The organism is Agrobacterium sp. 5Ca50, assembly GCF_055381905.1.
This window is the reverse complement of record NZ_AP026438.1, coordinates 1674469-1696131: the sequence shown is the minus strand read 5'-3', so window position 1 is coordinate 1696131 and position 21663 is coordinate 1674469. Positions and strand designations below refer to the sequence as shown.

Annotated in this window: 26 protein-coding genes and 1 pseudogene; 15 read left to right on the top strand and 12 right to left on the bottom strand. The window is 55.4% G+C overall.

Annotated elements, in window-relative coordinates; genetic code table 11:
- Positions 1–5: 5 nt before the first annotated feature.
- The 4 genes from ACZ5FM_RS08340 (at position 6) to ACZ5FM_RS08325 (ending at position 3398) form a co-directional block, all read left to right on the top strand.
- Positions 6–1787, top strand: a complete 1782-nt coding sequence (locus ACZ5FM_RS08340; protein ID WP_464040329.1) for a chloride channel protein — start codon at positions 6–8, stop codon at positions 1785–1787.
- Positions 1788–1910: 123 nt separating this feature from the next.
- Entirely contained in the window at positions 1911–2348 is a 438-nt protein-coding gene (locus tag ACZ5FM_RS08335; protein ID WP_464040328.1) for a YqaA family protein, read from the top strand.
- Between the two features lie 98 nt (positions 2349–2446).
- On the top strand, positions 2447–2770 hold the full coding sequence (locus ACZ5FM_RS08330) for a low molecular weight protein tyrosine phosphatase family protein (protein WP_464040443.1): 324 nt from the start codon (positions 2447–2449) through the stop codon (positions 2768–2770).
- A 109-nt stretch (positions 2771–2879) separates the two neighbouring features.
- The gene (locus tag ACZ5FM_RS08325) at positions 2880–3398 is read left to right on the top strand and encodes a GNAT family N-acetyltransferase (protein WP_464040327.1); all 519 of its coding nucleotides are present in this window, start codon (positions 2880–2882) and stop codon (positions 3396–3398) included.
- Here ACZ5FM_RS08325 and ACZ5FM_RS08320 read toward each other — a convergent pair.
- Complete coding sequence (locus ACZ5FM_RS08320; protein WP_464040326.1) at positions 3395–4210, bottom strand: helix-turn-helix transcriptional regulator; 816 nt, start codon at positions 4208–4210, stop codon at positions 3395–3397. The two genes, ACZ5FM_RS08325 and ACZ5FM_RS08320, sit on opposite strands and share 4 nt — an antisense overlap.
- A 76-nt stretch (positions 4211–4286) precedes the next feature.
- On the opposite strand from ACZ5FM_RS08320, the gene ACZ5FM_RS08315 reads away from it, so the two are divergent.
- A complete protein-coding gene (locus tag ACZ5FM_RS08315) occupies positions 4287–5009 on the top strand; it encodes a class I SAM-dependent methyltransferase (protein ID WP_464040325.1) in 723 nt (240 codons plus the stop codon).
- 12 nt (positions 5010–5021) lie between these two features.
- Here ACZ5FM_RS08315 and ACZ5FM_RS08310 read toward each other — a convergent pair whose 3' ends face one another.
- Both ACZ5FM_RS08310 and ACZ5FM_RS08305 read right to left on the bottom strand, forming a co-directional pair.
- Positions 5022–5261 (bottom strand): hypothetical protein, encoded by a 240-nt coding sequence (locus ACZ5FM_RS08310; protein ID WP_464040324.1) that lies wholly within the window; start codon positions 5259–5261, stop codon positions 5022–5024.
- Positions 5262–5311: 50 nt separating this feature from the next.
- A complete protein-coding gene (locus ACZ5FM_RS08305) occupies positions 5312–6088 on the bottom strand; it encodes a phosphatase PAP2 family protein (RefSeq protein ID WP_464040323.1) in 777 nt (258 codons plus the stop codon).
- Positions 6089–6391: 303 nt separating this feature from the next.
- Here ACZ5FM_RS08305 and ACZ5FM_RS08300 point away from each other — a divergent pair, with 303 nt between their 5' ends.
- From ACZ5FM_RS08300 to ACZ5FM_RS08290, 3 genes are all read left to right on the top strand, one after another.
- Positions 6392–7084 (top strand): response regulator, encoded by a 693-nt coding sequence (locus ACZ5FM_RS08300; protein WP_464040322.1) that lies wholly within the window; start codon positions 6392–6394, stop codon positions 7082–7084.
- Complete coding sequence (locus ACZ5FM_RS08295; protein WP_464040321.1) at positions 7081–8247, top strand: ATP-binding protein; 1167 nt, start codon at positions 7081–7083, stop codon at positions 8245–8247. Before ACZ5FM_RS08300 ends, ACZ5FM_RS08295 begins: the two co-directional genes overlap by 4 nt.
- Positions 8248–8477: 230 nt before the next feature.
- Positions 8478–9404, top strand: coding sequence for an alpha/beta hydrolase (locus tag ACZ5FM_RS08290; RefSeq protein ID WP_464040320.1), 927 nt, complete (start codon positions 8478–8480; stop codon positions 9402–9404).
- 27 nt (positions 9405–9431) lie between these two features.
- On the opposite strand, the gene ACZ5FM_RS08285 is transcribed toward ACZ5FM_RS08290, so the two are convergent.
- Positions 9432–9743 carry a hypothetical protein gene (locus tag ACZ5FM_RS08285; protein ID WP_275641320.1) on the bottom strand — a complete coding sequence of 104 codons (312 nt, stop codon included), beginning with the start codon at positions 9741–9743 and terminating at the stop codon, positions 9432–9434.
- On the bottom strand, positions 9740–10837 hold the full coding sequence (locus ACZ5FM_RS08280) for an acyltransferase family protein (protein WP_464040319.1): 1098 nt from the start codon (positions 10835–10837) through the stop codon (positions 9740–9742). Before ACZ5FM_RS08280 ends, ACZ5FM_RS08285 begins: the two co-directional genes overlap by 4 nt.
- A gap of 222 nt (positions 10838–11059) precedes the next feature.
- Here ACZ5FM_RS08280 and ACZ5FM_RS08275 point away from each other — a divergent pair, with 222 nt between their 5' ends.
- Both ACZ5FM_RS08275 and ACZ5FM_RS08270 read left to right on the top strand, forming a co-directional pair.
- Entirely contained in the window at positions 11060–11473 is a 414-nt protein-coding gene (locus tag ACZ5FM_RS08275; protein ID WP_464040318.1) for an antitoxin Xre-like helix-turn-helix domain-containing protein, read from the top strand.
- Positions 11467–12162 (top strand): RES family NAD+ phosphorylase, encoded by a 696-nt coding sequence (locus ACZ5FM_RS08270; protein WP_464040317.1) that lies wholly within the window; start codon positions 11467–11469, stop codon positions 12160–12162. Before ACZ5FM_RS08275 ends, ACZ5FM_RS08270 begins: the two co-directional genes overlap by 7 nt.
- Before the next feature lie 72 nt (positions 12163–12234).
- On the opposite strand, the gene ACZ5FM_RS08265 is transcribed toward ACZ5FM_RS08270, so the two are convergent.
- The 3 genes from ACZ5FM_RS08265 to ACZ5FM_RS08255 form a co-directional block, all read right to left on the bottom strand.
- Positions 12235–12735 carry a hypothetical protein gene (locus tag ACZ5FM_RS08265; RefSeq protein ID WP_464040316.1) on the bottom strand — a complete coding sequence of 167 codons (501 nt, stop codon included), beginning with the start codon at positions 12733–12735 and terminating at the stop codon, positions 12235–12237.
- Between the two features lie 113 nt (positions 12736–12848).
- Positions 12849–13211 (bottom strand): hypothetical protein, encoded by a 363-nt coding sequence (locus ACZ5FM_RS08260; RefSeq protein ID WP_275641315.1) that lies wholly within the window; start codon positions 13209–13211, stop codon positions 12849–12851.
- Positions 13212–13234: 23 nt separating this feature from the next.
- Positions 13235–13645 (bottom strand): hypothetical protein, encoded by a 411-nt coding sequence (locus ACZ5FM_RS08255; RefSeq protein ID WP_464040315.1) that lies wholly within the window; start codon positions 13643–13645, stop codon positions 13235–13237.
- A 455-nt stretch (positions 13646–14100) separates the two neighbouring features.
- On the opposite strand from ACZ5FM_RS08255, the gene ACZ5FM_RS08250 reads away from it, so the two are divergent.
- The 4 genes and pseudogenes from ACZ5FM_RS08250 (at position 14101) to ACZ5FM_RS08235 (ending at position 16000) form a co-directional block, all read left to right on the top strand.
- The gene (locus tag ACZ5FM_RS08250; protein WP_464040314.1) at positions 14101–14475 is read left to right on the top strand and encodes a hypothetical protein; all 375 of its coding nucleotides are present in this window, start codon (positions 14101–14103) and stop codon (positions 14473–14475) included.
- Positions 14476–14507: 32 nt separating this feature from the next.
- Entirely contained in the window at positions 14508–15008 is a 501-nt protein-coding gene (locus ACZ5FM_RS08245) for a hypothetical protein (protein WP_250985460.1), read from the top strand.
- Positions 15009–15320: 312 nt separating this feature from the next.
- Positions 15321–15605 carry a hypothetical protein gene (locus ACZ5FM_RS08240; protein WP_464040313.1) on the top strand — a complete coding sequence of 95 codons (285 nt, stop codon included), beginning with the start codon at positions 15321–15323 and terminating at the stop codon, positions 15603–15605.
- Between the two features lie 53 nt (positions 15606–15658).
- Positions 15659–16000, top strand: a pseudogene (locus tag ACZ5FM_RS08235) (ribonuclease E inhibitor RraB).
- A 283-nt stretch (positions 16001–16283) separates the two neighbouring features.
- Here the strand turns inward: ACZ5FM_RS08235 and ACZ5FM_RS08230 are convergent.
- Together ACZ5FM_RS08230 and ACZ5FM_RS08225 are read right to left on the bottom strand one after the other, a co-directional pair.
- Positions 16284–17657 carry an ISNCY family transposase gene (locus tag ACZ5FM_RS08230; RefSeq protein ID WP_312951373.1) on the bottom strand — a complete coding sequence of 458 codons (1374 nt, stop codon included), beginning with the start codon at positions 17655–17657 and terminating at the stop codon, positions 16284–16286.
- 294 nt (positions 17658–17951) lie between these two features.
- Positions 17952–18257 (bottom strand): hypothetical protein, encoded by a 306-nt coding sequence (locus tag ACZ5FM_RS08225; protein ID WP_464040312.1) that lies wholly within the window; start codon positions 18255–18257, stop codon positions 17952–17954.
- A 592-nt stretch (positions 18258–18849) separates the two neighbouring features.
- On the opposite strand from ACZ5FM_RS08225, the gene ACZ5FM_RS08220 reads away from it, so the two are divergent.
- Entirely contained in the window at positions 18850–19347 is a 498-nt protein-coding gene (locus ACZ5FM_RS08220; RefSeq protein WP_464040311.1) for an SMI1/KNR4 family protein, read from the top strand.
- Positions 19348–19569: 222 nt separating this feature from the next.
- On the opposite strand, the gene ACZ5FM_RS08215 is transcribed toward ACZ5FM_RS08220, so the two are convergent.
- The gene (locus tag ACZ5FM_RS08215; RefSeq protein ID WP_464040310.1) at positions 19570–20811 is read right to left on the bottom strand and encodes a glycosyltransferase family 4 protein; all 1242 of its coding nucleotides are present in this window, start codon (positions 20809–20811) and stop codon (positions 19570–19572) included.
- 238 nt (positions 20812–21049) lie between these two features.
- Positions 21050–21508, bottom strand: coding sequence for a DUF6678 family protein (locus ACZ5FM_RS08210; RefSeq protein WP_312944611.1), 459 nt, complete (start codon positions 21506–21508; stop codon positions 21050–21052).
- Between the last annotated feature and the right edge of the window lie 155 nt (positions 21509–21663).

The following is a 21663-nucleotide window of genomic DNA, read 5'->3' as shown; positions in this document are numbered from 1 at the left end:
CTACCATGTCGACCAAGCCTTTCCGTGCTCCCAATATGGCAAGCTTTTTCGACAATGTGCGGGCCAGCCGCTTGCGCGCCATGTTCCGGCGTGGCGAACTTGGGCTGGTGGCCTTGGCTGTCATCATCGGCATTGCCGCCGGACTTCTTGTCTGGCTGATTGGCGCGATGAGCACGGCGTTGCATGTGCTGGTGTTCGGGGTTGAGCGGTTAAGCAGCAGCACTCTTTCGGGCTGGGTTGTTTTTGTCGGGCCCATGGCCGGTGGCGCGGTGCTTGGCCTGATCATTTTCATTCTGTCGAAAACCCGCAAAAAACCGATGATCGACCCCATCGAGGCCAATGCGCTGCATGGCGGGCGTATCTCCCTGACCGACAGTATTCTGGTGTGCCTGCAAAACATCGTGTCCAACGGTTTTGGCGCGTCGGTGGGCCTTGAGGCCGGTTACACGCAGATTGCCAGTGGTGTTGCCTCAAAGCTTGGCACCAAGCTGAAACTGCGGCGCGGCGACATGCGTATTCTGGTTGGCTGCGGGGCCGCCGGTGCCATTGCCGCCGCCTTCAATGCGCCGCTGACCGGGGCGTTTTATGCCATTGAACTGATTATTGGCACCTATACGATTGTCACGCTGGCACCGCTGATCGTCTCTGCGCTGGTTGCGACCATCGTCATAGGTTTTATTGGTGGCCATGGCCTGACAATCGACCTGTTTGACGCGAGCCGCGTGACGGCACCGGATTATGTGCCGGCCATCATTCTTGGCATTATCTGCGCGGCGATCGGCATCGTGCTCATGCAGGCGGTGTCCTTCATTGAGGAAACAGCGCGCAAGAGCGCTATTCCCACATGGTTGCGCCCGATGCTGGGCGGCGCTGTGGTGGGGGCACTTGCGCTGATTTCACCGCAGGTTCTGTCCAGCGGCCATGGGGCGCTGCATCTCAACATCGATGCCGACCTGCCGATCTATATGCTGGCCGGTCTGTTTCTGCTGAAAGCGGCCGCCAGTGCGATTTCCATCGGCTCCAACTTCCGTGGTGGCCTGTTCTTCGCATCACTGTTCATGGGCGCGCTGCTGGGGAAGATTTTTGCCATTATCGTGCCCTTCATCGGCTACGGCCAGACCGCGCCCATCGTTTACGCCGTTATCGGCATGAGCGCCTTTGCGGCCGCCATCATTGGCGGGCCACTGACCATGACCTTCTTGGCGCTGGAACTGACCGGGGACTTCCAGATTTCCGTGCTGGTGCTGGCAGCCGTTGTCACCACATCGCTGGTGGTGCGAACCACCTTCGGTTACTCCTTCGCCACATGGCGTTTTCACCTGCGCGGTGAAAGCATTCGCAGCGCCCACGATATTGGCTGGATCCGTGACCTGACGGTGGGCCGCATGATGCGTGCCGACATTCGCAAGGCCAATGTCAGCATGGGGCTTTCCGACTTCAAGGAAAAGTTTCCGCTGGGTTCCACGCAGCGGGTGATCATGACCGATGATGACGGCCGTTATGCCGGCATGGTTCTGTTGCCGGAAATCTATGCAGACCCGATGGACCGTGATCCGGAAACCATAAATCTTGGAACCTATCTGCATTACAAGAACGACATTCTGCTGCCGACCATGAATGCACGGCAGGCGGCAGCAGCCTTTGACGCAGCGGAAAGCGAAGCGCTGGTTGTCGTCAATGACAAGATCGAGAACCGGCCGGTTGGCCTGTTGACCGAAAGCCACACACTGCGCCGTTATAGTGAAGAGTTGGAACAGCGCCGCCGCGAGGCATCGGGCGAGCTTTGACCATGTTTGACGCTTCCGACGCGATTTACCCGCGCCTTCATTTCGCACAGGGGCGGGCAGGGTCTATCGCCACCGCCATACCTTCATCATCGACAGCCACCACATGGAATGGTCCCACCACTGATGACTGAACTTGCTGCCCTCTCGGGCTTGTTTATGGCCGCCTTTGTGGCCGCCACCATTTTGCCCGCCCAGTCGGAAGCGGTGCTGGTGGGGTTGATCTATACCGGCCATTATGCCGTGTGGATATTGGTGGCAGTTGCAAGCGTCGGCAATGTGCTCGGCTCCGTCGTCAACTGGCTGCTGGGGCGCGGCATCGAACGCTTCCGCAACCGGCCATGGTTTCCGGTCAAGCAGACATCGCTGGAGCGCGCGCAGGGCTGGTACCAGCGTTACGGCAAATGGTCACTGCTGCTCAGCTGGGCACCGATTATCGGCGACCCCTTAACCGTGGTCGCTGGCGTGATGCGCGAAGCTTTTCCGGTGTTTCTTCTGCTCGTCACCATCGCCAAGGTTGGTCGCTACGTGGTGCTGGCCTGGGCGACGTTGAGCATGATGTGAGTGTTTCAAGAGATCGGTCACGCCGAAACCTCACGTTGCAATTGTGAGAAATTCATTGCTACAAAGTAGCAGTGCTGACTGAATCATCGAGGCCGAAAATCAAACGCGTATTATTCATCTGCAGTCAAAACAAACTGCGCAGCCCCACTGCCGAACAGGTGTTCGCACGATGGGACAATCTTGAGGTTTCGTCTGCCGGAACCAATAATGACGCTGTTAATCCGCTCGATGGTGAACAGATCGAGTGGGCGGATATCATCTTCGTCATGGAAAAGGCGCACCGGAACAAAGTTCAGCAAAAGTACAAAAAGTTCCTGCTCGGCAAACGGCTTATCTGTCTTGATATCCCAGATGATTACGAGTTCATGGACCCCGAACTGGTGAAGATACTTCAAGCACGAGTTCCGCGTTATCTGCCGTGACAACTGGTGGACCCGGCACCAGCGGGCGCGGCGTGGCAAAACGGAAAATGGCCCGGTACTGTGAAACCAACCTTAAAGACGTCTGGAAGAACGACCTGTGAATGCGGACATGATGACACTGATTGATTTTGAGCCTGCGCACTTTTCCGTCTTGCGCAGCTGGCTTTCCAGCGAACGAGAGCTTGTGCAGTGGGGCGGCCCCGACCTGAGTTTTCCTGTCAGTGACGAGCAGTTGGAGCAGATGCGGGCCGAGGCGTCTAGCACGCCGCCCAAACGCCTGTGCTGGATGGCGGTTGATGCCAATCAGGCGCTGGCCGGGCATATTCAGTTGGCCATGGATTGGCGGCATGGCGTTGCCCGCATCGGACGGGTGATCATTGCCCCGGATCATCGCGGCAAGGGACTGGCCGGGCCGTTGCTGCAAGCAGTTCTCGAACGGGCTTTTTCACACAATGAAATCGAACGGGTCGAGTTGAACGTCTATACCTGGAATACGCCGGCCATCCGCACCTATGCCAAGGTGGGTTTTGTGCCGGAGGGGGTGCGGCGCTCGTCTGTTCAGGTGGGCGACGAGCGCTGGGACACCGCTATCATGGGCATGTTGCGAGCCGAATGGGAGACCATTTAAGGCAGGTGTGCGTTCAGAGTGGCTGGCCTTGTCCGGCCATCTGCGCATTCTATGATGTCTGTTTCAAACCGCGGCGCGTAGCCGTATGAGCGGGAAAATGCCCGTGAAAACGCAGCTGCACTGCCGAAGCCGACGGCAGCGGCGACTGATTTGACACTGCGGCCCGAGCGCAATTGCGCGCGCGCCAGCGACAGCCGCCACTGCGTGAGATAAGCGGCGGGTGGTTGGCCGACCACATGTTTGAAGGTTGCGATGAAGGTGCTGCGTTTCATCCCCGCACGTTGCGCCAGTTCACTGATTTGCCAGTCACGTGCCGGGTCTTCATGCATGGCAATCAGGCTGACATGCAGCTCAGCATGCGCAAGTCCGGCCAGCAGCCCGGCATTGACGGTGCCTGCCGCAATGGCCTTGCGGATGGCCAGAACCACGACCACTTCGCACAGCCGGGCAAAGATCGTGCCGCCGCCACAGCGCCGTTCAAGGCTTTCTGTGACGATGAGGTCTGACAGCCCGCGCAAGTGTGGTTCCTGCGAAAGATCAAACGACAATCTGTCGGGCAGGGTGTTGACCAGTGGATTGATGATGCCGTTGAAATCAATGACAGCGCCGGTCAGCAGCGTGGTGTCCGGCAGGGGCGCCCCGGCGCTGCGCGGCAGGTAAAGCAGGTGGGTTGGCGCGCCTGCGCCATCCGCATCCAGAATGAGCAGATTGGCGCTGTCTGGCTGTTCGGCGTGATGGGCTTGAAGACCATAGGTGCGCAGGAAGGCTGCCAGCCGGTCATGCTTCTGGTTCGGATTTGAACGTTCGATCATGCAATTAGCCATATGCTTGATCGGTATTGAGGTAAACTGATGACAACGCACTCATGCCATAAAATGGACTGCCGTCATGTCAGACACACCCGCAAACTCCGTCACCAAATTTGATCAGTCACGCGCAGAGGAATATGCGCACCAAAGCCGGATTGCGCTTGCCGGTTACGATGCCTGCCATGAACTATCAGCCTGCATGGTGTCGGCCTCTCTCGCCGATGTCCGTCAGGCCCGCATTCTGGTGGTTGGGGCAGGCGGCACGGCTGGCGAGATCATTGCCCTTGCAGGACTGGAACCCGACTGGTCCTTTGTGGCTGTCGATCCGTCCGCACCGATGCTGGAAGCGGCGCAGGAAAACATTGCCAATGCCGGGCTGGCGGCGCGGGTTACCTGCATAGCGGGTGACCTGTCGTCTGTTGCCGGCGATGCGGTGTTTGATGCCGCCATCATGATTGGGGTTTTGCACCACCTGCCCGGTGATGCCGCCAAGCGTGACATCATGCGCCAGCTGGCAGCCCACCTGAAAGACGGTGCACCGCTTGTGGTGGCGGGAAATTACCGGGCCTACCAGTCTCAGCCGCTGTTCATGGCGGCATGGGCGCGACGGTGGAAAATGTCCGGCGCGCAGCCGGACGAGATCAGGGCAAAGATGGACAGGATATTGCAAGGTGCCGAACCGCCAGCTTCGCAAGAAGCGGTCGATACGCTGTTTACACTAAACGGGTTTGAACACCCCACGCAGTTTTTTGCCAGCTTGTTCTGGGGTGCATGGATTTCAAGGCGTCGCCTGATGCCATGATTGCCAAGGCGGTTACTGGCGGGAAATGCGGATGCGCTTTGCCACATTCTTTTCCTCAACATCAAGCCATTGTTCGGTGAACGCGGTTGGCGGGTCGTTCAGAAGGGCGTCGATGTCGAGACCATGGCGCAGCATGTCGCGTCGCGCCTTTGACGGCAGAAGTTTTGCCAGCAAGTGCAGCGGCGTGACAGGCAGCTGCAGTTTTTCCACGCAGATGCCATCGACATATTTTTCGATAAGAAGTGTGCTCACAGGTTTGTCCTTTGTCATTGATGTTGATTGGAAAGGGAGGTGCTGCGGGGCTATCTGCGCGGGGCTGGTGCGACCCATGCCCGGGTCAGAAACGCATCGATGCGTTGTTGCTGTGGCAACAACCACCGCCAGATCAGCACCATGGCAAACAAAGTCAGCAGCCAGCCAAGCAGGACATCAGACAGGAAATGGGCGCCAAACAGCACGCGATTAAGCGCAATCACCGCAAGGAAAGGCGTGAGAAAGAGGACGGCGATGCTGCGCAATTTCTCAGGGATAAACACCAGAAGTGAAAGAGCGGCTGCTGCGCCCGATGCCTCGCCTGAGGGGAAGGAGCAGTTGCGTGCGCAGGTGGCGGCAAACTGCCAGACTGGTGTGAAATCTGCGCTGCCGCCAAATTCCAGGAGGTGGCGGGGCCGGGCGCGACCAATCAGGGCCTTTAATGTCTCGACAATGATGACCGGCCCTGCGGCAAAGCTGAGCAGCACGAACAGTGGCTTGTGCAACGGGCAGAACCGGTATTTGCGCGGCAAAGCCAGGTTGAGGCCAAGGAGCAGCAGCATGGCCCCGATGATATAATAGACGCTGCCACGGCTGACGTTTCGCACGCCTTTCAGGAAGGGTTGCTCTGCCAGAACAAACACCGAGCCGCGCGCAAACCAGCGTGATGCCGCAAGGTCCACCATGGGAAAGACCACGAAGAAAAAGCTGGTCAACACAATGGCTGTGCCAAGCAGGCTGATGGCCCTTTCCGTGCCTGTCTGTGCTGTCGGTCGGTGTTTTTGAAGGGACGCGTGGGACAGATAGTCCGATGCGGTTTTTGACATGCCGGTCATTCCTGAGGCCACGGCACAGACCGGAAAATGCTGCAAGATTTTCCACCGGCCTGATGCGTAAGTTCGACGATATGGAGCAGCCTTGCGCCGTTGAGTGACGCCAGGTGCCCGTGTGTGGCCGGAATTTGAAATTCAATTGTCAAGAAACGGCCAAGACACGATCAAGGGCCTGTTCAGATTGAGTTTTCCGACGATCAAGAGACTGTTTGGAATTGCGTGAGGGCCGTTTATTTCCCATAGTCGCGGCGGCTTTGACGGCCAAATGTAAGACCTAAATGATAGCCAGGGACAAAAGTGGACAATAATCTTGTTCTCATCGTTGAGGATGAGCCGGCAATTGCAATGATCCTTGAAGGATATCTGCAGCGCGACGGCTTTCGCACCGTGCATGCCGCCGATGGTGAAACCGCCCTGCAGCACCATGCCATTCTAAAGCCGGACATCGTGCTTCTGGATGTGCGCATTCCCAAGCTGGATGGTCTGGGTGTACTGGCGCGCCTTCGCCAGACCAGTTCGACACCTGTCATCATGGTCACTGCACTGGCCGATGATCTGGACCGGTTGAGCGGCCTGCATCTGGGCGCCGATGACTATGTGGTAAAGCCGTTCAACCCGCAGGAAGTTGTGGCGCGGGTGAGGGCGGTGTTGCGCCGGACACTGGGGGAGCGAAAGGACACAATACGACGGTTTCGGGCGATTGAAGTGGATTTCGGCAGTTATTCGGTTTTCGTCAACAAGGATGGGCAGCGTATTGCCCTGACACTGACGCTGAGTGAATTTCGCATTCTGGCGCATATGATCCGCCATCCGACGCAGGCATTTGGCCGCGCCGATATTCTTGACGCGTGCCTGCCAGAAAGTGACGCGCTGGTGCGCACCGTCGATACGCATATTTCCAACCTTCGCCGCAAGCTGGAAGAGTTGGGGCAAACCGGTTTCTTTTCCGCCGTGCGCGGCATTGGCTACCGGTTTTCTGATCCGCTATGAGGTTGCCGAGATTTAAAAACCTGTCGCTTGCAACGCTGACAGCCATCGTCATCGCAACCATGTTGTTGCTCAGCGTTGGCATGGCCTATGTCGGGGTAAACCGGTATTCGGCTTATCTGGATGACACCATCAACAGCAACCTGCCGCCAGAGGCCGCAGCGGCCTATAAGGCATTGACCGAAGGCGATGTGCCCGATGGTGCTGGCGTCAAAATCCTTGTGGAACATCTGAACGCCCAGGATGCGCAGACCGATTTGCAAATTCAGCTTGCCGCCCTTGTGTGTGGCCTGCTGTCCGCGCTGGTTTGCGCCATTATCGGCATCTATCTGGCGCGGCGCATCGCCCGGCCGCTGGAAGATCTGACCGTGGCGGCAGAGGCTCTGAAATCGGGTGACTTCTCAGCACGGGTTGCGGTTTCCACCAGCAATACGCAGGAAGTTTCAAGTCTTGTCGAGACGTTCAATGCGCTGGCCACCAGCCTTGATACGATGGAAAAGCGATTGCGTTTCAACAATATGGCCATTGCCCATGAGTTGCGCACGCCGCTGACCATTCTACAGGGCGCGCTGCAAGGTATGATTGACGGCGTGTTTCCGATGGAGCGGAAGATTATCTCCGACCTTCTGCTGCAGGTGGAGGGGCTGGGGCGAATTGTCGAAGATTTGCGCACCCTGTCGCTGGCGATTGGCCATAAGCTGGTGATGCAACGCCAGCCGCTTGATGTGGCGCAGGTGGTGGAGGCGGTTGTTGCAGCGGCCCGGCCGATGCTGGAGGAACGCGCGTTCGAGATTGAAACCGCCCTGAAACCGGCAACGATCTTAGCCGACCCCTCACGGGTGCGCCAGGCGGTGCTGGCCCTCCTCAACAATGCCAGCCGTTATGCCGAAAGTGGTCGTTGGCTGCGCTGCGAGACGGAAGGTTTGCCCGACGGCAGCGTGGTTATCCGTGTTCTCGATCGCGGCCCCGGTTTTCCTGAAGATATGGACGCGGTGGCCGTTAATCCCTTCTGGCGCGGTGATCCATCACGCTCACGGGCAACCGGCGGCACCGGGCTTGGATTGTCTGTCGTGCAGGCCATAGCCACAGCGCATGGCGGCCATCTTGAATTCAGCAATCGTCCGGAGGGCGGCGCGATTGTGGCCATTCATCTGCGCCCGGAGTGATGAAGGCCAAGGCTGACCACATTGCAGCCCTCGCGCATCTTTAGCCCGGTGCGGCGGTGGTTTTCACGGCTGGCTTGGCTTATCAGCGGCTTAATATATGTTACCGTCATCAACCCCAGGTTTTGTTTTTGTTAAGCACATATCCATTTGCCAGACTTCTGGTCTTATTGCCGCGCATATCCGTCCGTAGAGGCTGACCGTATCGACATTCTTTGGGCGGAGATTTGCGCGTGCGACATAATATTCAAAATATCCTGCTGGCGGCACTCATGGCTGTCGTCAGCGTTACCGGTACTGCAACGCAAACTTACGCGCAGTCGGCACCAAAGGCGCAGGCGGGTGAGGGGCGGGCCTATGAGATAGTCGGTAGTGAGGTCTGGGATGTGCCAGATCCTGTTTCCGGGCGCGGCTACCAGGTCTTTGTTGCTTTGCCGCCGTCCTATGCCACCCAGCCAAACCGGCGTTACCCCGTGCTTTATGTCACGGATGCTGACTACGCTTTCCCGATTATTCGGCAGATCGGCCGTCGGCTTAACGTCGAGGGGCCGCAGATCAAGGAATTTATCCTTGTTGGCCTGTCCTATGCCAAGGGTGAGGATGGAAAAGTCAGTCGTCAGCGTGATTATACCCCGACCCCTAGAGGTCCGAGCACGGCATCAACAGGCGCAGTGCATGGTGAAGGAAAAGCCTATCAGCGTTATCTGGCCGATCAGGTCAAACCGTTCATCGCCACCCGTTACCGGACCGATCCTGCGGGTTCGTTTTTCCTTGGACACTCCTACGGGTCTTTGCTCGGCGCGCAGATTTTGTTGACGCAGCCTGACCTGTTTAACGGCTATGTGCTTGGTAGCCCGTCGCTGTGGTATGACAAACGCCATGCTTTGAAGCTGGAAGAGATTTACGCGAAAAGCAACAAGGACTTGAGCGCCAAGGTCTATCTTTATGTCGGCGCTTACGAAGCCTTGCGCAAAGGCGACAGACGCTACAACCAGTCGGTGGATATGGTGGCGGATAACAAGGCTTTCGAAGCGGCTTTGAAAAGCCGTCACTATCCGAACCTGCAATTGAAATCAGTTGTGCTTGAGGACGAAGATCACCTGACCGTTGCGCCACGCGGTTTCACCCAAGGTCTGAAATACCTTCTGTCCGTGCGTTGAAACTGCACTGACAAGGCTTTGGTGTTCTTAATCAAAATCCTCATCATCAAGAGAAGTTTTCCACGCTTCAAAGGATGAGAACACATCTGTTGCGGGCCAAAGCGGGTCTGTCTCCTGTCGCCATGTCAGATGCACCTGCGCAAAACAATTGTCCGGAATTTTGAAGAGGAAATCATCGCGCCGGTCTTTTCGTCCAACTGCCTGTGCGGGAACATTGTAAAGCACGTGCTGCGGGCACAACTCCCGTTGCAGTTCCTGCTCAAATTGCCGGGCAGATTCCGGGGACGGCGACAACCAACCGGCAGGAAGCTCTAACAAATCCGTGCTTTGTTTTTTCAAGGCGTCTGGTGGCTTTCGCTGGTGAGGCTGATCTTCTGTTTGCGGGCTTTGAATGCGCGGTTGATGGCGCGTTGGAACGGGCCTTCCAGCAGCATGGCGAAAACCAGCGTGACGAAGGCGGTGACTGGAATGGTCAGCCAGGGCGAGAGTTCAAGGCTTTCGCGCATGTCCGCCATGATTGGGAAATGCAGCACGTAAACGGCGTAAGAGACCGGTGCCAGCAAGGCAAAGGGTGCAAACAGCGGCTGGAAGCCTTTCCAGCCGTTGAGCGACCAGACAAACATGGCAAGCGCAATGACCAAGGCACCCGCAAAGTGGCGAAGTTCCAGAAACGGAAACAGCACACTTGTGCCAATATCAATCTCCACACCGCTGTTGGAGGCCAAAAGAGCAAGGCAGAATGCGACCAGAGCAACCGGCAGCAGCGCCAGGAAAAACTCCTTTGCCTGCGCGCGGCCAAGATAGATTTCACTCATGACTGCACCCAGCCACCAGATGCAAAAATAAGCCAGAAAACGGCTGAGTTGATTGGGGTAGGCCAGCATGACCAGGAAAAACACCACCGAGGTGATGCCGACAACGACGGTTCGGTGTGCCGGCGGCGTAAAGCGCACCAGCACATAATAAAACAGGTAAAAGGCCACTTCGTAGGACAGCGACCACAGCGCCTGATTGCCCATGTAAGGTTCAACAATGGTACCGAGGCGAGGGCGGTCCTGCAGCATCAGCGCATTGCCGATAAAGGTGCCGAGGTCGATGTCGATCCATTCACGGGCTGCCAGTGCGGTAAAGAGATAGGTGGCAAGCAGTGCGACCAGAAAGATCGGCATGATGCGGACCAGCCGGTCGCGGGCAAAAATGCGGAAGGTCTTTTGTGGCCGTTGCGACCAGGAATAGTTGATTGAAAAACCTGATAGCAGGAAAAACAGGATGACCGCCTCCTGCCCGAAGCGGAAGGGAATGGACAGGATGTAGGAATATTCCTGGACCTCTGGCCGCAACACATGGAAAACAACCACATAAAGAGCTGCAAAGCCGCGCAAGCATTCAATCTCGAAGAGGCGATTTGTCTTCGGGTCTTTACTGAAAATCAATTGCGGCTCACCGTAGGGTCACGTCATCGCTGCTTGGCGGAAGAGGGGTGTCTCATGCTGTTTCGTTTTCTGCAACGCCCAGATTAAAGGCCAATTGTTAATTAGCAGGAACATGCGGCTTGTAAAAAGGCTGCTCACGCTGCTGCGAAACGATGGTGTATCGTCAACATCCTTGCCAAATGGCATAACTATGTTATTTATACGCCAAAATGTGAGGTTGCCATGTTGTTACAGCCAATTGTGTCCACGCTGGCCGATACCAGTTCAGCAGACATCAGCGATGCGGAAGCCGGAGCTTTGGCACGCACCACGGTAAACCTGTTTAATGCCTGGAAGCTGACGGATGCGCAGGCCTGCACGTTACTGGGCGGGCTTTCCGCCCGCACCTGGGCGCGCTGGAAAGAGGGCAGCCCCGGCCGCATAGACCGTGATCTACGAATGCGGATGGCGCATTTGATGGGCATCCACAAGGGGGTGCGTTATCTGTTCAAGGATGTGGCGCGCGGTTACGAGTGGATCAAGGCGCCCAACGCTGCCTTTGCTGGCAAGTCGGCACTGGACATCATGCTGCAAGGCGAGTTGTCGGATCTGGCCGTGATGCGTGAATGGCTCGATGCCGAGAGAAGCGCATGGTAGGGCACCTGTCCGTTCGCGCCCATGTGCGTTCGCAGACCTACCGCATCATTCGGTCTATCTTTCCCCCCATCCACCTGTTTGAAGATATCGCTGACCCGCGTGACTGGGAAGCGCTGGTGGCCGTGGAGGAAAAGACCAATCCACGGGTGCGTTACGAGGTGGGTGATCTGGGCAAGGTGCCAGCCGACCGGCGGGTATCGGGCCCCGGCTCCAGCCTTGTCATGGCACCCTTTGTGCATTGTTCCACCGATCGGCCGGGTCGGTTCAGCGATGGCAGCTATGGCATTTATTATGCCGGCGGCACGGAAGATGTGGCGGTGGCAGAAACCGTGCATCACCACCAGAATTTTATGCGCGCCACACAGCAGGCACCCGGCTGGACATCCGATTTCCGGGTGCTGGTGGGCCGTATCGACAGGACACTGGATGATGTGAACGCCGTGCCTGGTGTGCTGCATCCCACGGATTACAGTGCATCGCATGTCGAGGGAAAACGGCTGCGCTCCGCTGGCAGCGACGGCCTGTTATGGGACAGTGTACGCATGCCGGGCGGGCGTTGCATCGGCGTGTTCTGGCCTGACGTGATCAGCATCCCCGATCAGGGACGGCATTATTGTTATCACTGGAACGGCAAACGTGTGGACTATGTGCGCCAATATGACACCGGCGCGGTGCTGAAGGTGGATTGAGCAGGGCGGGTGCGTTGAGGCAAACTCTGTTTCGTATCCCGTGCTGACAGATGCCATGCGTTGGAACGTTTACTACTTTCCTTCGAGCGCGGCGTAACAGGTCTGCAGCGCGGAAACCGCTTTGTCTGATTGATCGGACCCAAAAATATAGGGGCCGATGCTGATGTTGCCGGACTGGGCGACCTCATTGAACCAGTCGACATGTCCCTCCAGTTCCACAAGGAAAACGCCAACCTTTGGCTGGGCTCCTGCCGCAATCGGTTTGTCGTTGATGATGACTGGAAAGTATTCGACGTCATCGGGAAATTCCTGTGTCACAGAGACCATGACAGACAAACGCGGTACCTTCTGGTCGCCGGTCGCCTTGACCACAAGCATGTCAAAACTGCTGTCACCGGAACCTGGCAGAGACAGCATGCAGGAACATTTTGCGTGAAACAGCGTCCATGCGCCGAAGGATTGTTGCGACAAGGCGTTATCGCCATTTTCAGCGATGCATTCATTTGTAGCGTCTGGTGGCAGGGCCGTCACTGAGGTGGCCAACACGACTAAGCTGTAGAAAAATACAGGCATCTTTCACCAAAGGCTATTGTGAGGTCCCAAACGGGATCGCGCCTCCAAAAAGAAAGTCCCGGCTGGTGAGAGCCGAGACCTTCGAGGTTAACCCAGTTACGTCTCAGACTAGATTATTGCTTCGTCAATGCTTCAAACGAAGCGCAACGGTCGGCAACCGTCATTCCGGTTCCCTGTGCAATATCTTCCATCGACACGCCGGAACTGCCGTCAAAGCTGTTTCCCTTTGCGCCTTCCGCTTCATACGCGTCACCTTCCGTGGTGCTGGCAGGGGTAGGCAGAACGCTTACGATATTCTGGTAGGCTTTCACTGTATCGTCGCTCAGGTGGCCTTGCTCAACGCAATATTTGATCAGGCCGAGTTGGTTTCGCGAGCTGTTGTACAATTGCTGCGTTTCATCCGCAGATGCAGCCGATGCCAGCATCATGAGCGGTACAGTTGCTGCCGAGAGAAGTGCCAGGTAACGGTTTTTCATCGAGTATCCTCTTGCTGTATCGATTATTTGCCAGCTTTGTTTTTCGCCATCATGCGTCCAAGGGTGATTTGGCCCCGGTACTGGCCGCAGACCTCATCGACGCTAACGCCATGTGCCGCAGCCAGATCTGTTAGTGACTGTTCCTCGCCCTGAAGATAGGAAATTCCCTCGCGGCCCTTTTGCTCATGCAGCTCGGCTTCGGGCGTGTTTTCGACTTCGCCAAAAATCTCATCCGTGCCAACCTTGAAAAACTGCTCCGCATCTGGGTCCAGCAAACCTTTTCCGCTGCAATATACAACTATACCGTGATCGTTGCGTCGTTCCAAATAGGCGGAATCCGCTGTTCCTTGCGCGTCAGCGCCGGATAACGAAGCCACAAGCGACAGCAATACAGACAGGGCAAAAACTGGCGTTTGAAAAGTGTTTTTGGTCATATGTCGACACCTATGTCTACGCCTCGTCAAGCGGGATCAACGCTGCCTCTTCCACATTCATCACTGTGCTTTTCACCGTGTTGCCGTCTGTTTTTGCAAACCAAAGATCAGTTGTAACAGCTTTTTTGCACTATTGGCGGCTTATGGCTTAAATTTTTGGCAAATGCAATACTTTTGGTACGTTGTTTCGTTTTTGATTAACGTCAGGGTTGCGTATCAATTTTCATGCTTATGTACCGGAAAATATGACCGAAACCATTGCTGTTGACGCCTGGCCGCCAAGGCGAAATCTTGAGAGGCACGTCTTGATGGCGGGGTCTTCATGCCGGAAATTCTGACATCAAGGCGAGTGAAAGAGGCGTCCGTGACAGTTGTGCTTTTTGTGAGCGTTCGGTATGGGTGGCAATGTATACATCTACTTTAACGTGTTTTATGCGTAGCGGGGAATGGGTGTCATGCCTGGAATGCAGGTGATTTTGTACGTCTTTGGTTTTTGCGCCGCGAGTTCATGCTGGGCGCCGGGCCATGCGGCTGGTGAGGCTTATACGCCGACAGGTGAGGGATTGGCCGCGTTGCGTGCCGAGGCGAAATCTCACTACGAGAAAGGCGACAAACGTCAGCTTCTCAAGCTTTCCGGCTTGTTGGACCCGATGGGGAAAGACAAACGCCTCGATATCAGCTGCCGACTTGCCGCGACGGGCATCGCACGCGAGGTGAAGGGCTATATCGGCGGGCTTGATGCGCGTGATGCGGATGCGAGGAAAATCGCTGAATCACGGGTCCACATCGCTGCAATCTCGGTCAAGCGCGACCTCGCAAACTGCGAATAACTACAAGCAATATATCATCGAAAGGATAGATCATGTCGAATTTTCGCTCTGCACTGATGGCTGGCGTGCTGCTCCTACTTGTGCCGGGTGCATCTCATGCACAGGAAGCGGGCTTGGCGGAGCGCCGTGCCATTGCGGCCTACGCCAAGGAGACATGGCCGTCTTTGGAGAAGGCAATCCAGACTGCGGCAGGGTTTGCGGTGCCCGTCACTCTTGATCAGAAAAGCCTGGCGCTGCCAGGCTTGGCGGAATCATATGCAAGCGATGACTATCTCCGTAAAACCATCATCGATCCTCTGATCCAGTCTCTTACGGACATTGCTTCGAGCGACATCGGCAAGGACGCGCTGCAGGAAAAACTGAAATCGATCGTAATCCACTATGACGAGGCGTCAGCGCCGGCTTCGAACTACGCGGATGGCGTTTCATTCGATGACGGTGTGTTGACCGTGAACTGGAAGCCGTTCACGAATGTTGATGACATCCAGCCGCGCACAAAGGCGCTGACGACAAAGCTCGAACAGAAGCTGTAACCGTCGTCTCATGCGCTCGCCGTTCAAGAACGGTTGGCCACTCACCATTCTGCGCCGCAAAGATTGGTCCTTGCGGCGCAGACTTTAATACAGGTCCTGTGACTTTTGGGGCAGGGATTTGGCGGATACCATGTAGCTGCCCGTTCATGCACTGTAGGCACCAACGGGCAAGAAAAATTCTCATATTCACTGTAGGATGTGGTCGCAATTCATTGAAAATGAATATTTTTTACGCCGAGGTGTTGAGTGGATACTGTAACGTTGTGGAGGCCTGTGGGTCCCGTTGAACTGGATCTGATCAGGCAGAGCGGCATGACGGCGTTTCCGCCACGCTTGCCTGATCAGCCAATTTTTTATCCTGTGCTGACAGAGGATTATGCCATTCGTATTGCACGGGATTGGAATGTCGGTCGAGATGGCGCGGGCTATGTCACGCGCTTTGACGTTCAAGCTGCGCTTCTTTCCGCCTATGCTCCGCAAGAGGCTGGTGGCCAGGCACTTAGAGAATACTGGATACCGGCGGAAGATCTCGAAAAATTCAATGCTGCGATTGTCGGCGAAATCGTCGTGACCAAAAGCTTTGAACGGAACCAGTGATATTGAAAGCATGGCGCGCGAATTCGGGGTGATTTTCAGGGCAAGAGTTTAACATGCAACATGACATTCCAGACGACGTTAACGGCGATGTCCTGCGCAGATTGGTGGCAGACGGAGACAATCTGTCCGTACCACGGACAATTGATTTTCAGATCATAATTCCGGATGAAAAATCAGCGACACGATTTGCAGAGGTCGTCAGTTCGAAATTTGACAGTGTCAAAATAGAGCTTTTTTAGGAAGGCAAGCCTGGACTTGCCTGGGATGTAACTGGCAGTCAAATGATGCTTCCGGACCATAAAGAAATCACGGAAGTGGAAATGTTCCTGGAAGACGCGGCAACTCCGTTCGGCGGTGAGAATGACGGTTGGGGATGTTTTGCAGTTGAGGATTGAACGTTGGACACTTTGACGTCGCGTTCCTTAGTGGCTTCCGTGCATGTGACTATTCGCGAGGGAGGCGCTTCATTGTCGAGCCCGCCCAAGCCCACACATTGTGGCAGAGGAGTTGAAATGTCCGCCGCTGTGCAAAGTAGAAATGTCCAATTGAGGCGTCTCAGCCGTTCAGACATGCCACACTGACACCGCAGATCAGCCCCCGACCGAACCAGCTCTCCGATTGCAAGGAGAGGGCGGGGGCGGGTGATGAAACACCCTTTCGGCTGAGCTCTAGAACTCTTCACTCCGCCGCTTGCTGCTGCGACAACGCTTTCCGTCGCCGTGCAATGACGGCCGGATCGTTCGTGAAGTCTTTCCGACGACCGGGTCCACGAGCGCGTTTGATGTAGCCATTTTTATCGCTGCTGCTCTTGACCTCAGGCGCGGGGCGCTCGTCCTGGCGTTCTTTGATATAGGCCAGAATATCTCCAAGCCGCTTGTTCTCGGTGATCGCCGCATGCGTCACGCGTTGATCCTTGTCGAACACCGTGTAGGGCAGGGAATACCCTTTCCAGCGCACGTCCAGTCGACCATCCGTATAGGCATAGGTCTCAACATATTTGCCAACAAGGCCGCGCGTGACGTCAGTCTCCTCAAGCATGATGCGTTTGCGTTCATAGGAGAATGTCAGCTGTGATCCAACATAACGCTGTTCACGCTTGCAAAGGATATCGGATAAGCGATCCGGTGCGAGATTAACCGGTCGGTGCAGGTCATCAGATCGGGCAGGGACGACCGCAAATCGTGCGTTATAATCGTCCATGAAGTCAGGCAAAAATGCATTACCGGCGTCCATCGTGTCGATGCCAGCCAATCGCAACTCCTTGACCAGCCGATCCTGCAATGTCCGGTTCATCCGTTCCACACGGCCTTTCGCCTGGCTGGAATTTGCACAGAGAATCTCGATATTTAACTCACACAGCGCCCGCCCGAACTGGGTCATTCCCTGGCCACCTTTGGCGTCCTTCTTTGCCACCCGGAACACCGAATGCTTGTCGGAATAGAAAGCAATCGGCGCACCGTGACGCTTGAGATAAAGCGCCAGCGCCTCGAAGTAGGTGAAGGCGCTCTCGGAACGCACAAAACGCAGCTGCATCAACCTGCCGGTCGCGTCGTCGACGAACACCAGCAACGAACACGCTGGCCCGCGATCCTCAAACCAACGGTGCTCAGAACCATCAATCTGCACCAGCTCGCCATAGGCCTCACGTCGAAGTCGCGGCTGGTGAAACCTCCGCCGCTGCTTGCGCGACAACCAAAGTCCAGCATCGACCATCCAGTGGCGAACCGTCTCACGCGAAACCTGCAGGCCATCACGCTCGGCAAGCTTCTCGGTCGCCAGGGTCGGTCCGAAATCCGCATAACTCTCCCGAACGAGCGCCACAGCGTAGTCGCGAATACCATCATTGATCCGGTTGTTCGACGGTCGACCAATGGCCTTGTGCCGGATCGACGCCGCACCACCAGTTCGGATCCGATCAAGCAGCCGGCGAACCTGACGCTCACTCAGGGCAAGTACATGTGCCGCTGATACCATCGTCATTCGACCGGCGATGACTTTCGACAAAACCTCGATCCGCCGCAAATCGCGCTCGCTCATCGTAATCAGTCCCATCTGCAATCTCCCAGGTGTCAATCAGACCCGGGGAGTGTGACATTCCAACTTTGCAGAAACAGGACACTTTAACTTTGCGGCTACACACATAAATCGCATAATATATATTATGGAACTTATTTGTGTTGGGTATTGGCAGAATGCCTGAAAACCTGGTCTTGGACGCTTTGAATGTTGCCTGTGTTACACTGTGGGTTTGCCGACTGCCATATGCTTTGCTGAGTGTCGCCGTTCCTGCTGTGTCATCCTCCGCAACGCGCTACGACGCGCTGCGCTGTGTTGAGCCGCCTTTGGTCACGGTACAATGTACGGCATGAAGATGTGTATATGTGGCACCACCGCCAATGGGCTTACCATGCCAACGAGACCAATTGAGCTGACCGACGCCAAAGTCCAGATGATCCAAACCGCACGAAACCGACGTGTCAGAAATCCGATCAGGCAAGTCAGCAATACGAGCGTCAGGAATGTAAATGCGGTCATGAGGCTCTGGTGACCGACGCTGAGAAAAAGCACACGCGGAACCAAACCAACCAGCAGCACCAGCACAATCAATTGCGGTGCGTATTTCGCATCGACCAAGCGTCTCGCATTCAACATGATATCATTGCTCTCTGTGGCGTCGCATGGCGATATCGGCTGTCTGTCTGGACGCTCTACGGACGGTCTTTAGATGGTGTTGTCTGCGTGTGCCACAGTACAGTATGCAAGTTCAAGTTCAGTCGATGAGCATGGTAATTCTGCGTGCCGATGCATGTTCAGTCCGTTAGCAGGACGCGATGAAATGGTCACTTGTCTGGATACACTGTCAGCGCATTTCACTTCAAAATGGCTCTCGAAGAAACGAAGCAGTCGGTTTTTCACATCCTGAAATTGGTGTGGTCGAAAAGACCTGAATAACTGAGATGCCAGGTTTTCAGGAGTAGGGCGCTCCCCTACCCTTTGGCTCTTATCGTACCTGTGGATGTCAGACATGAATTTTCTATCATTCCTGTTTAGAATTGTTGGCTAGTTAATTGAAATAATGTAGAAAAATGTATTCTGATTTCGTTGGTTTCTGGTGTTGATGGCGAGTTTGACCGTTTTCGCATAATGTGGATTAATATAAAGAAATACACAATTGATTTTGCTTATTAAATGACATTTCCAGTTATGAATTTTTCATCGCTGTCTTTATAAGGGGTATGGTGCTGTGGATGTGAAGGAATATGCCGAGATATGGGGACGGTATCAGCAGTTTTCGCATAAGCCCGGTACAGCCTACGACCATGAGGCTGGCAATTTTTTCATACGTGTGGAGCCAGAAGACATCGCAGACTTCAAGGATGAATTCGGTGATATCCTTCCGCCGATATATGAGAAGTTCCTGTTGGAAATAGGGGCTGGATGTTTGTCCAGAGATGTCAATTCGAATGTTTCAATTGCTTCTTACAATGAGTTTCCAGATCTCGGCCAGATAGCTGCCATCTTGCGAGAAGAAACGTCCGATTGGGTGGTTTATCCTGATTTTATTGCCAAGGATGAAGTGCCGATTTTTATGGCCTATGCACATGCAGTATTTGTACTGCGGCCTCGGCAAGAAGCGGTTTTCTTTCCGCATTCGGATAGGAAATTTGCCTCTTCATTTTGCGACTTCTTGCGCAGGCTGATGATGGATACGTCGTTCCATGAAAAGGATCAGCTAAACTGATGTTGCTGTTGCGGCAGGCCGCAGACGCGTCTAGCCGTTCCACAATTGCGGGCAGGGTTTCCCCTGCCCGATTTGTCCGCCTTTAGCTGCGAGAGTTTGTGCTACGGGTATCAGCCGGAACTTGCAGGCAATGCCCACAACTCGTTTTCCGTCGCTGCTGGAATGTTCAGACGGATGGTGGAACAGGCCTAAGCAATCCTCGATGTGAGGCTCCGCACTTCCTCACGCGTTACTCTTGTCCGCAAGTGCCTGTTCGAAGATTTGCAGACATTGGCGCGCTTTCGTTTGCCAGTCGTAACTCACCAGCACGCGTGCTCGTCCAGCCTCGCCCATAACACGTATGCGAGCGGGATCGTCCATGAGCTGCTGTATGGCATCCGCGAAGCCGGCAATGAAACTTGCCCGGTCGATGGGGTCTACCAGAATGCCGTCGACGCCATCCTGCACGACATCCTCAGCCCCACCCCAGCGCGTTGCAATGACAGGCACACCGGCCGCTAAGGCCTCCAGACAGACATTGCCGCCAGCCTCGCGCATGGAGGGCAACAAAAGTGCGGCTGCATCCTGATAAATTTCGACAATTTCCTCGTGGCCCTTGAAGCCAACAAAGGAGATGGACCCCTTGCCGCTTGCCGCAAGCTTTTCAAGGCGTGGTCTCTCCGGCCCCTCACCGACGATGGTCAGGCGTGCTCGCCCCTCCAGCCGATGGATTGCCTCGATGGCGAGGTCTACCGCCTTCCAGTCAATCAGGCGGCCGACATAAACGAAATGGGTCGGATCAATCGCACCGCTACGATCCACGTTCTGCCAATTGGCAGCGTCGATCGTGGCGTCGAAAGAGCGAAATCGAGGCACGTTCTTCGTGGCCACGGGAAGGTTGGCGAGTGTGCGGTCGTTTGCGTAGAACAGGCCTGCGGCGTTGCGTTTTGCTGGAAAGATGTAGTGCAACGGTTCTGCGATGTACCGCCCCGCTGCGATCAGATATTTTCCGGCTTCGCTGGTCTTGTCGCGCATGCCGGGCGGATAGTCCATTACGCCGTTCAGCGGACCGAAAAAGACGGGAACGCCGATATCCGTGATCAAGCTGATCGCCTTGGGAGAGATAGGTATCGGCACGAATATGCAATCAATATCACGAGCCTTCGCGCGTTGCCGAAGCTCCTTGCGCTGTCTCGCCTCTGTGGCGAGGCGGATGATCTGATCCGTATAGGCTTCGCGCACGCGGCCCGGCAGGTAAAGGCCAAGACGGTAGACAATCTTTTGAAGCTTGAGGTCGGAGAAAAGCGTGACATCGTTTAGCTCATCCGCTGTCAGCGACGCACGAAGATCCGGCTCCACTCTGGCATGCGACAAAAGCTGAGGCTTCAGGCCGAGTTGGCGAAACGCGCGGAAGAACCGCAGCGGAATGGCCGCCTCTCCGCCCTTGGTGAAAGATGCGTTGTCGCAGACTATTGCTATTTTCAACGCACTTCCCCCCGAAACGCTTAGCAATAAAGATAGAATACAAAACGATACTGATGGCGCGCGGGCATGTATATAAGCTGCTTAAAATAAACGAAAATAAATATACCGTTATCGCGCGCTTTGGCTTTACGAATACTTCCGGTATCTCCTGTCGAAGTCGTCTACGCCTTTGGCTCGGTCGGGAACCTGTCTACAGGTGCTAAAGATCACTCCTCCTTTGCTGCCGGCTTGGCTTGCCTTAAGCGGGCGTTTTGACGTGTCGGGGCAGTTCCACGCCGACGCTATGGCCATGGATGACGAACAGGTGCTCTTCTTCAGTGAATGGAATGTTCAGGCGAATGAGGATGTCGCGGAACTGTGCTGAGCAGTCTTCAATTCTTGGCGGTATCAATTGTCCTCTATGATGTGCGTATCTTGGATCTACCTTCAGCCATTCAATGTGCAGTCCGAGTGACGCTTCAGGTGTCCTTGCCCAATCACCGTAGGAACTGCCTACAGATTGTGGATCTTCCGGTTCTTCTGCATCATCGAGGACGTCTTTGTGCCAATAGCTGGGTGGGAATGGCATCTCCTCATAGATAGCGGTACATAACTTGTACCACTTGGTATCGTTCATGTGGGATGTCAGACCACGCTCGGTCAGTGCGTTGTGTATCTCTGTGCGCAGATCGTCATTGATGCCGCCGATGTAAAACATGGTCTGTATCCGGGCGTTCGTTTGTACTGTTGTGACGCATCATACGAAAACGCGCGAGAGTTGCAATCGGCGAGATTTTTGATCCTTATAGCAACTGCTTTTCCCCCTCACCCCTACCCCCTAACCTCGGTTTTATCCTGGTGTCAGCGCCATAG

What these genes read in the sequence shown, in the direction of transcription:
- ACZ5FM_RS08340 (WP_464040329.1), top strand. Translation starts at nt 6, where the DNA reads ATGTCGACCAAGCCTTTCCGTGCTCCCAATATGGCAAGCTTTTTCGAC.
- ACZ5FM_RS08335 (WP_464040328.1), top strand. Translation starts at nt 1,911, where the DNA reads ATGACTGAACTTGCTGCCCTCTCGGGCTTGTTTATGGCCGCCTTTGTG.
- ACZ5FM_RS08325 (WP_464040327.1), top strand. Translation starts at nt 2,880, where the DNA reads ATGATGACACTGATTGATTTTGAGCCTGCGCACTTTTCCGTCTTGCGC.
- ACZ5FM_RS08320 (WP_464040326.1), bottom strand. Translation starts at nt 4,210, where the DNA reads ATGATCGAACGTTCAAATCCGAACCAGAAGCATGACCGGCTGGCAGCC.
- ACZ5FM_RS08315 (WP_464040325.1), top strand. Translation starts at nt 4,287, where the DNA reads ATGTCAGACACACCCGCAAACTCCGTCACCAAATTTGATCAGTCACGC.
- ACZ5FM_RS08305 (WP_464040323.1), bottom strand. Translation starts at nt 6,088, where the DNA reads ATGTCAAAAACCGCATCGGACTATCTGTCCCACGCGTCCCTTCAAAAA.
- ACZ5FM_RS08295 (WP_464040321.1), top strand. Translation starts at nt 7,081, where the DNA reads ATGAGGTTGCCGAGATTTAAAAACCTGTCGCTTGCAACGCTGACAGCC.
- ACZ5FM_RS08275 (WP_464040318.1), top strand. Translation starts at nt 11,060, where the DNA reads ATGTTGTTACAGCCAATTGTGTCCACGCTGGCCGATACCAGTTCAGCA.
- ACZ5FM_RS08270 (WP_464040317.1), top strand. Translation starts at nt 11,467, where the DNA reads ATGGTAGGGCACCTGTCCGTTCGCGCCCATGTGCGTTCGCAGACCTAC.
- ACZ5FM_RS08265 (WP_464040316.1), bottom strand. Translation starts at nt 12,735, where the DNA reads ATGCCTGTATTTTTCTACAGCTTAGTCGTGTTGGCCACCTCAGTGACG.
- ACZ5FM_RS08260 (WP_275641315.1), bottom strand. Translation starts at nt 13,211, where the DNA reads ATGAAAAACCGTTACCTGGCACTTCTCTCGGCAGCAACTGTACCGCTC.
- ACZ5FM_RS08255 (WP_464040315.1), bottom strand. Translation starts at nt 13,645, where the DNA reads ATGACCAAAAACACTTTTCAAACGCCAGTTTTTGCCCTGTCTGTATTG.
- ACZ5FM_RS08250 (WP_464040314.1), top strand. Translation starts at nt 14,101, where the DNA reads ATGCCTGGAATGCAGGTGATTTTGTACGTCTTTGGTTTTTGCGCCGCG.
- ACZ5FM_RS08245 (WP_250985460.1), top strand. Translation starts at nt 14,508, where the DNA reads ATGTCGAATTTTCGCTCTGCACTGATGGCTGGCGTGCTGCTCCTACTT.
- ACZ5FM_RS08240 (WP_464040313.1), top strand. Translation starts at nt 15,321, where the DNA reads ATGACGGCGTTTCCGCCACGCTTGCCTGATCAGCCAATTTTTTATCCT.
- ACZ5FM_RS08230 (WP_312951373.1), bottom strand. Translation starts at nt 17,657, where the DNA reads ATGGGACTGATTACGATGAGCGAGCGCGATTTGCGGCGGATCGAGGTT.
- ACZ5FM_RS08225 (WP_464040312.1), bottom strand. Translation starts at nt 18,257, where the DNA reads ATGTTGAATGCGAGACGCTTGGTCGATGCGAAATACGCACCGCAATTG.
- ACZ5FM_RS08210 (WP_312944611.1), bottom strand. Translation starts at nt 21,508, where the DNA reads ATGTTTTACATCGGCGGCATCAATGACGATCTGCGCACAGAGATACAC.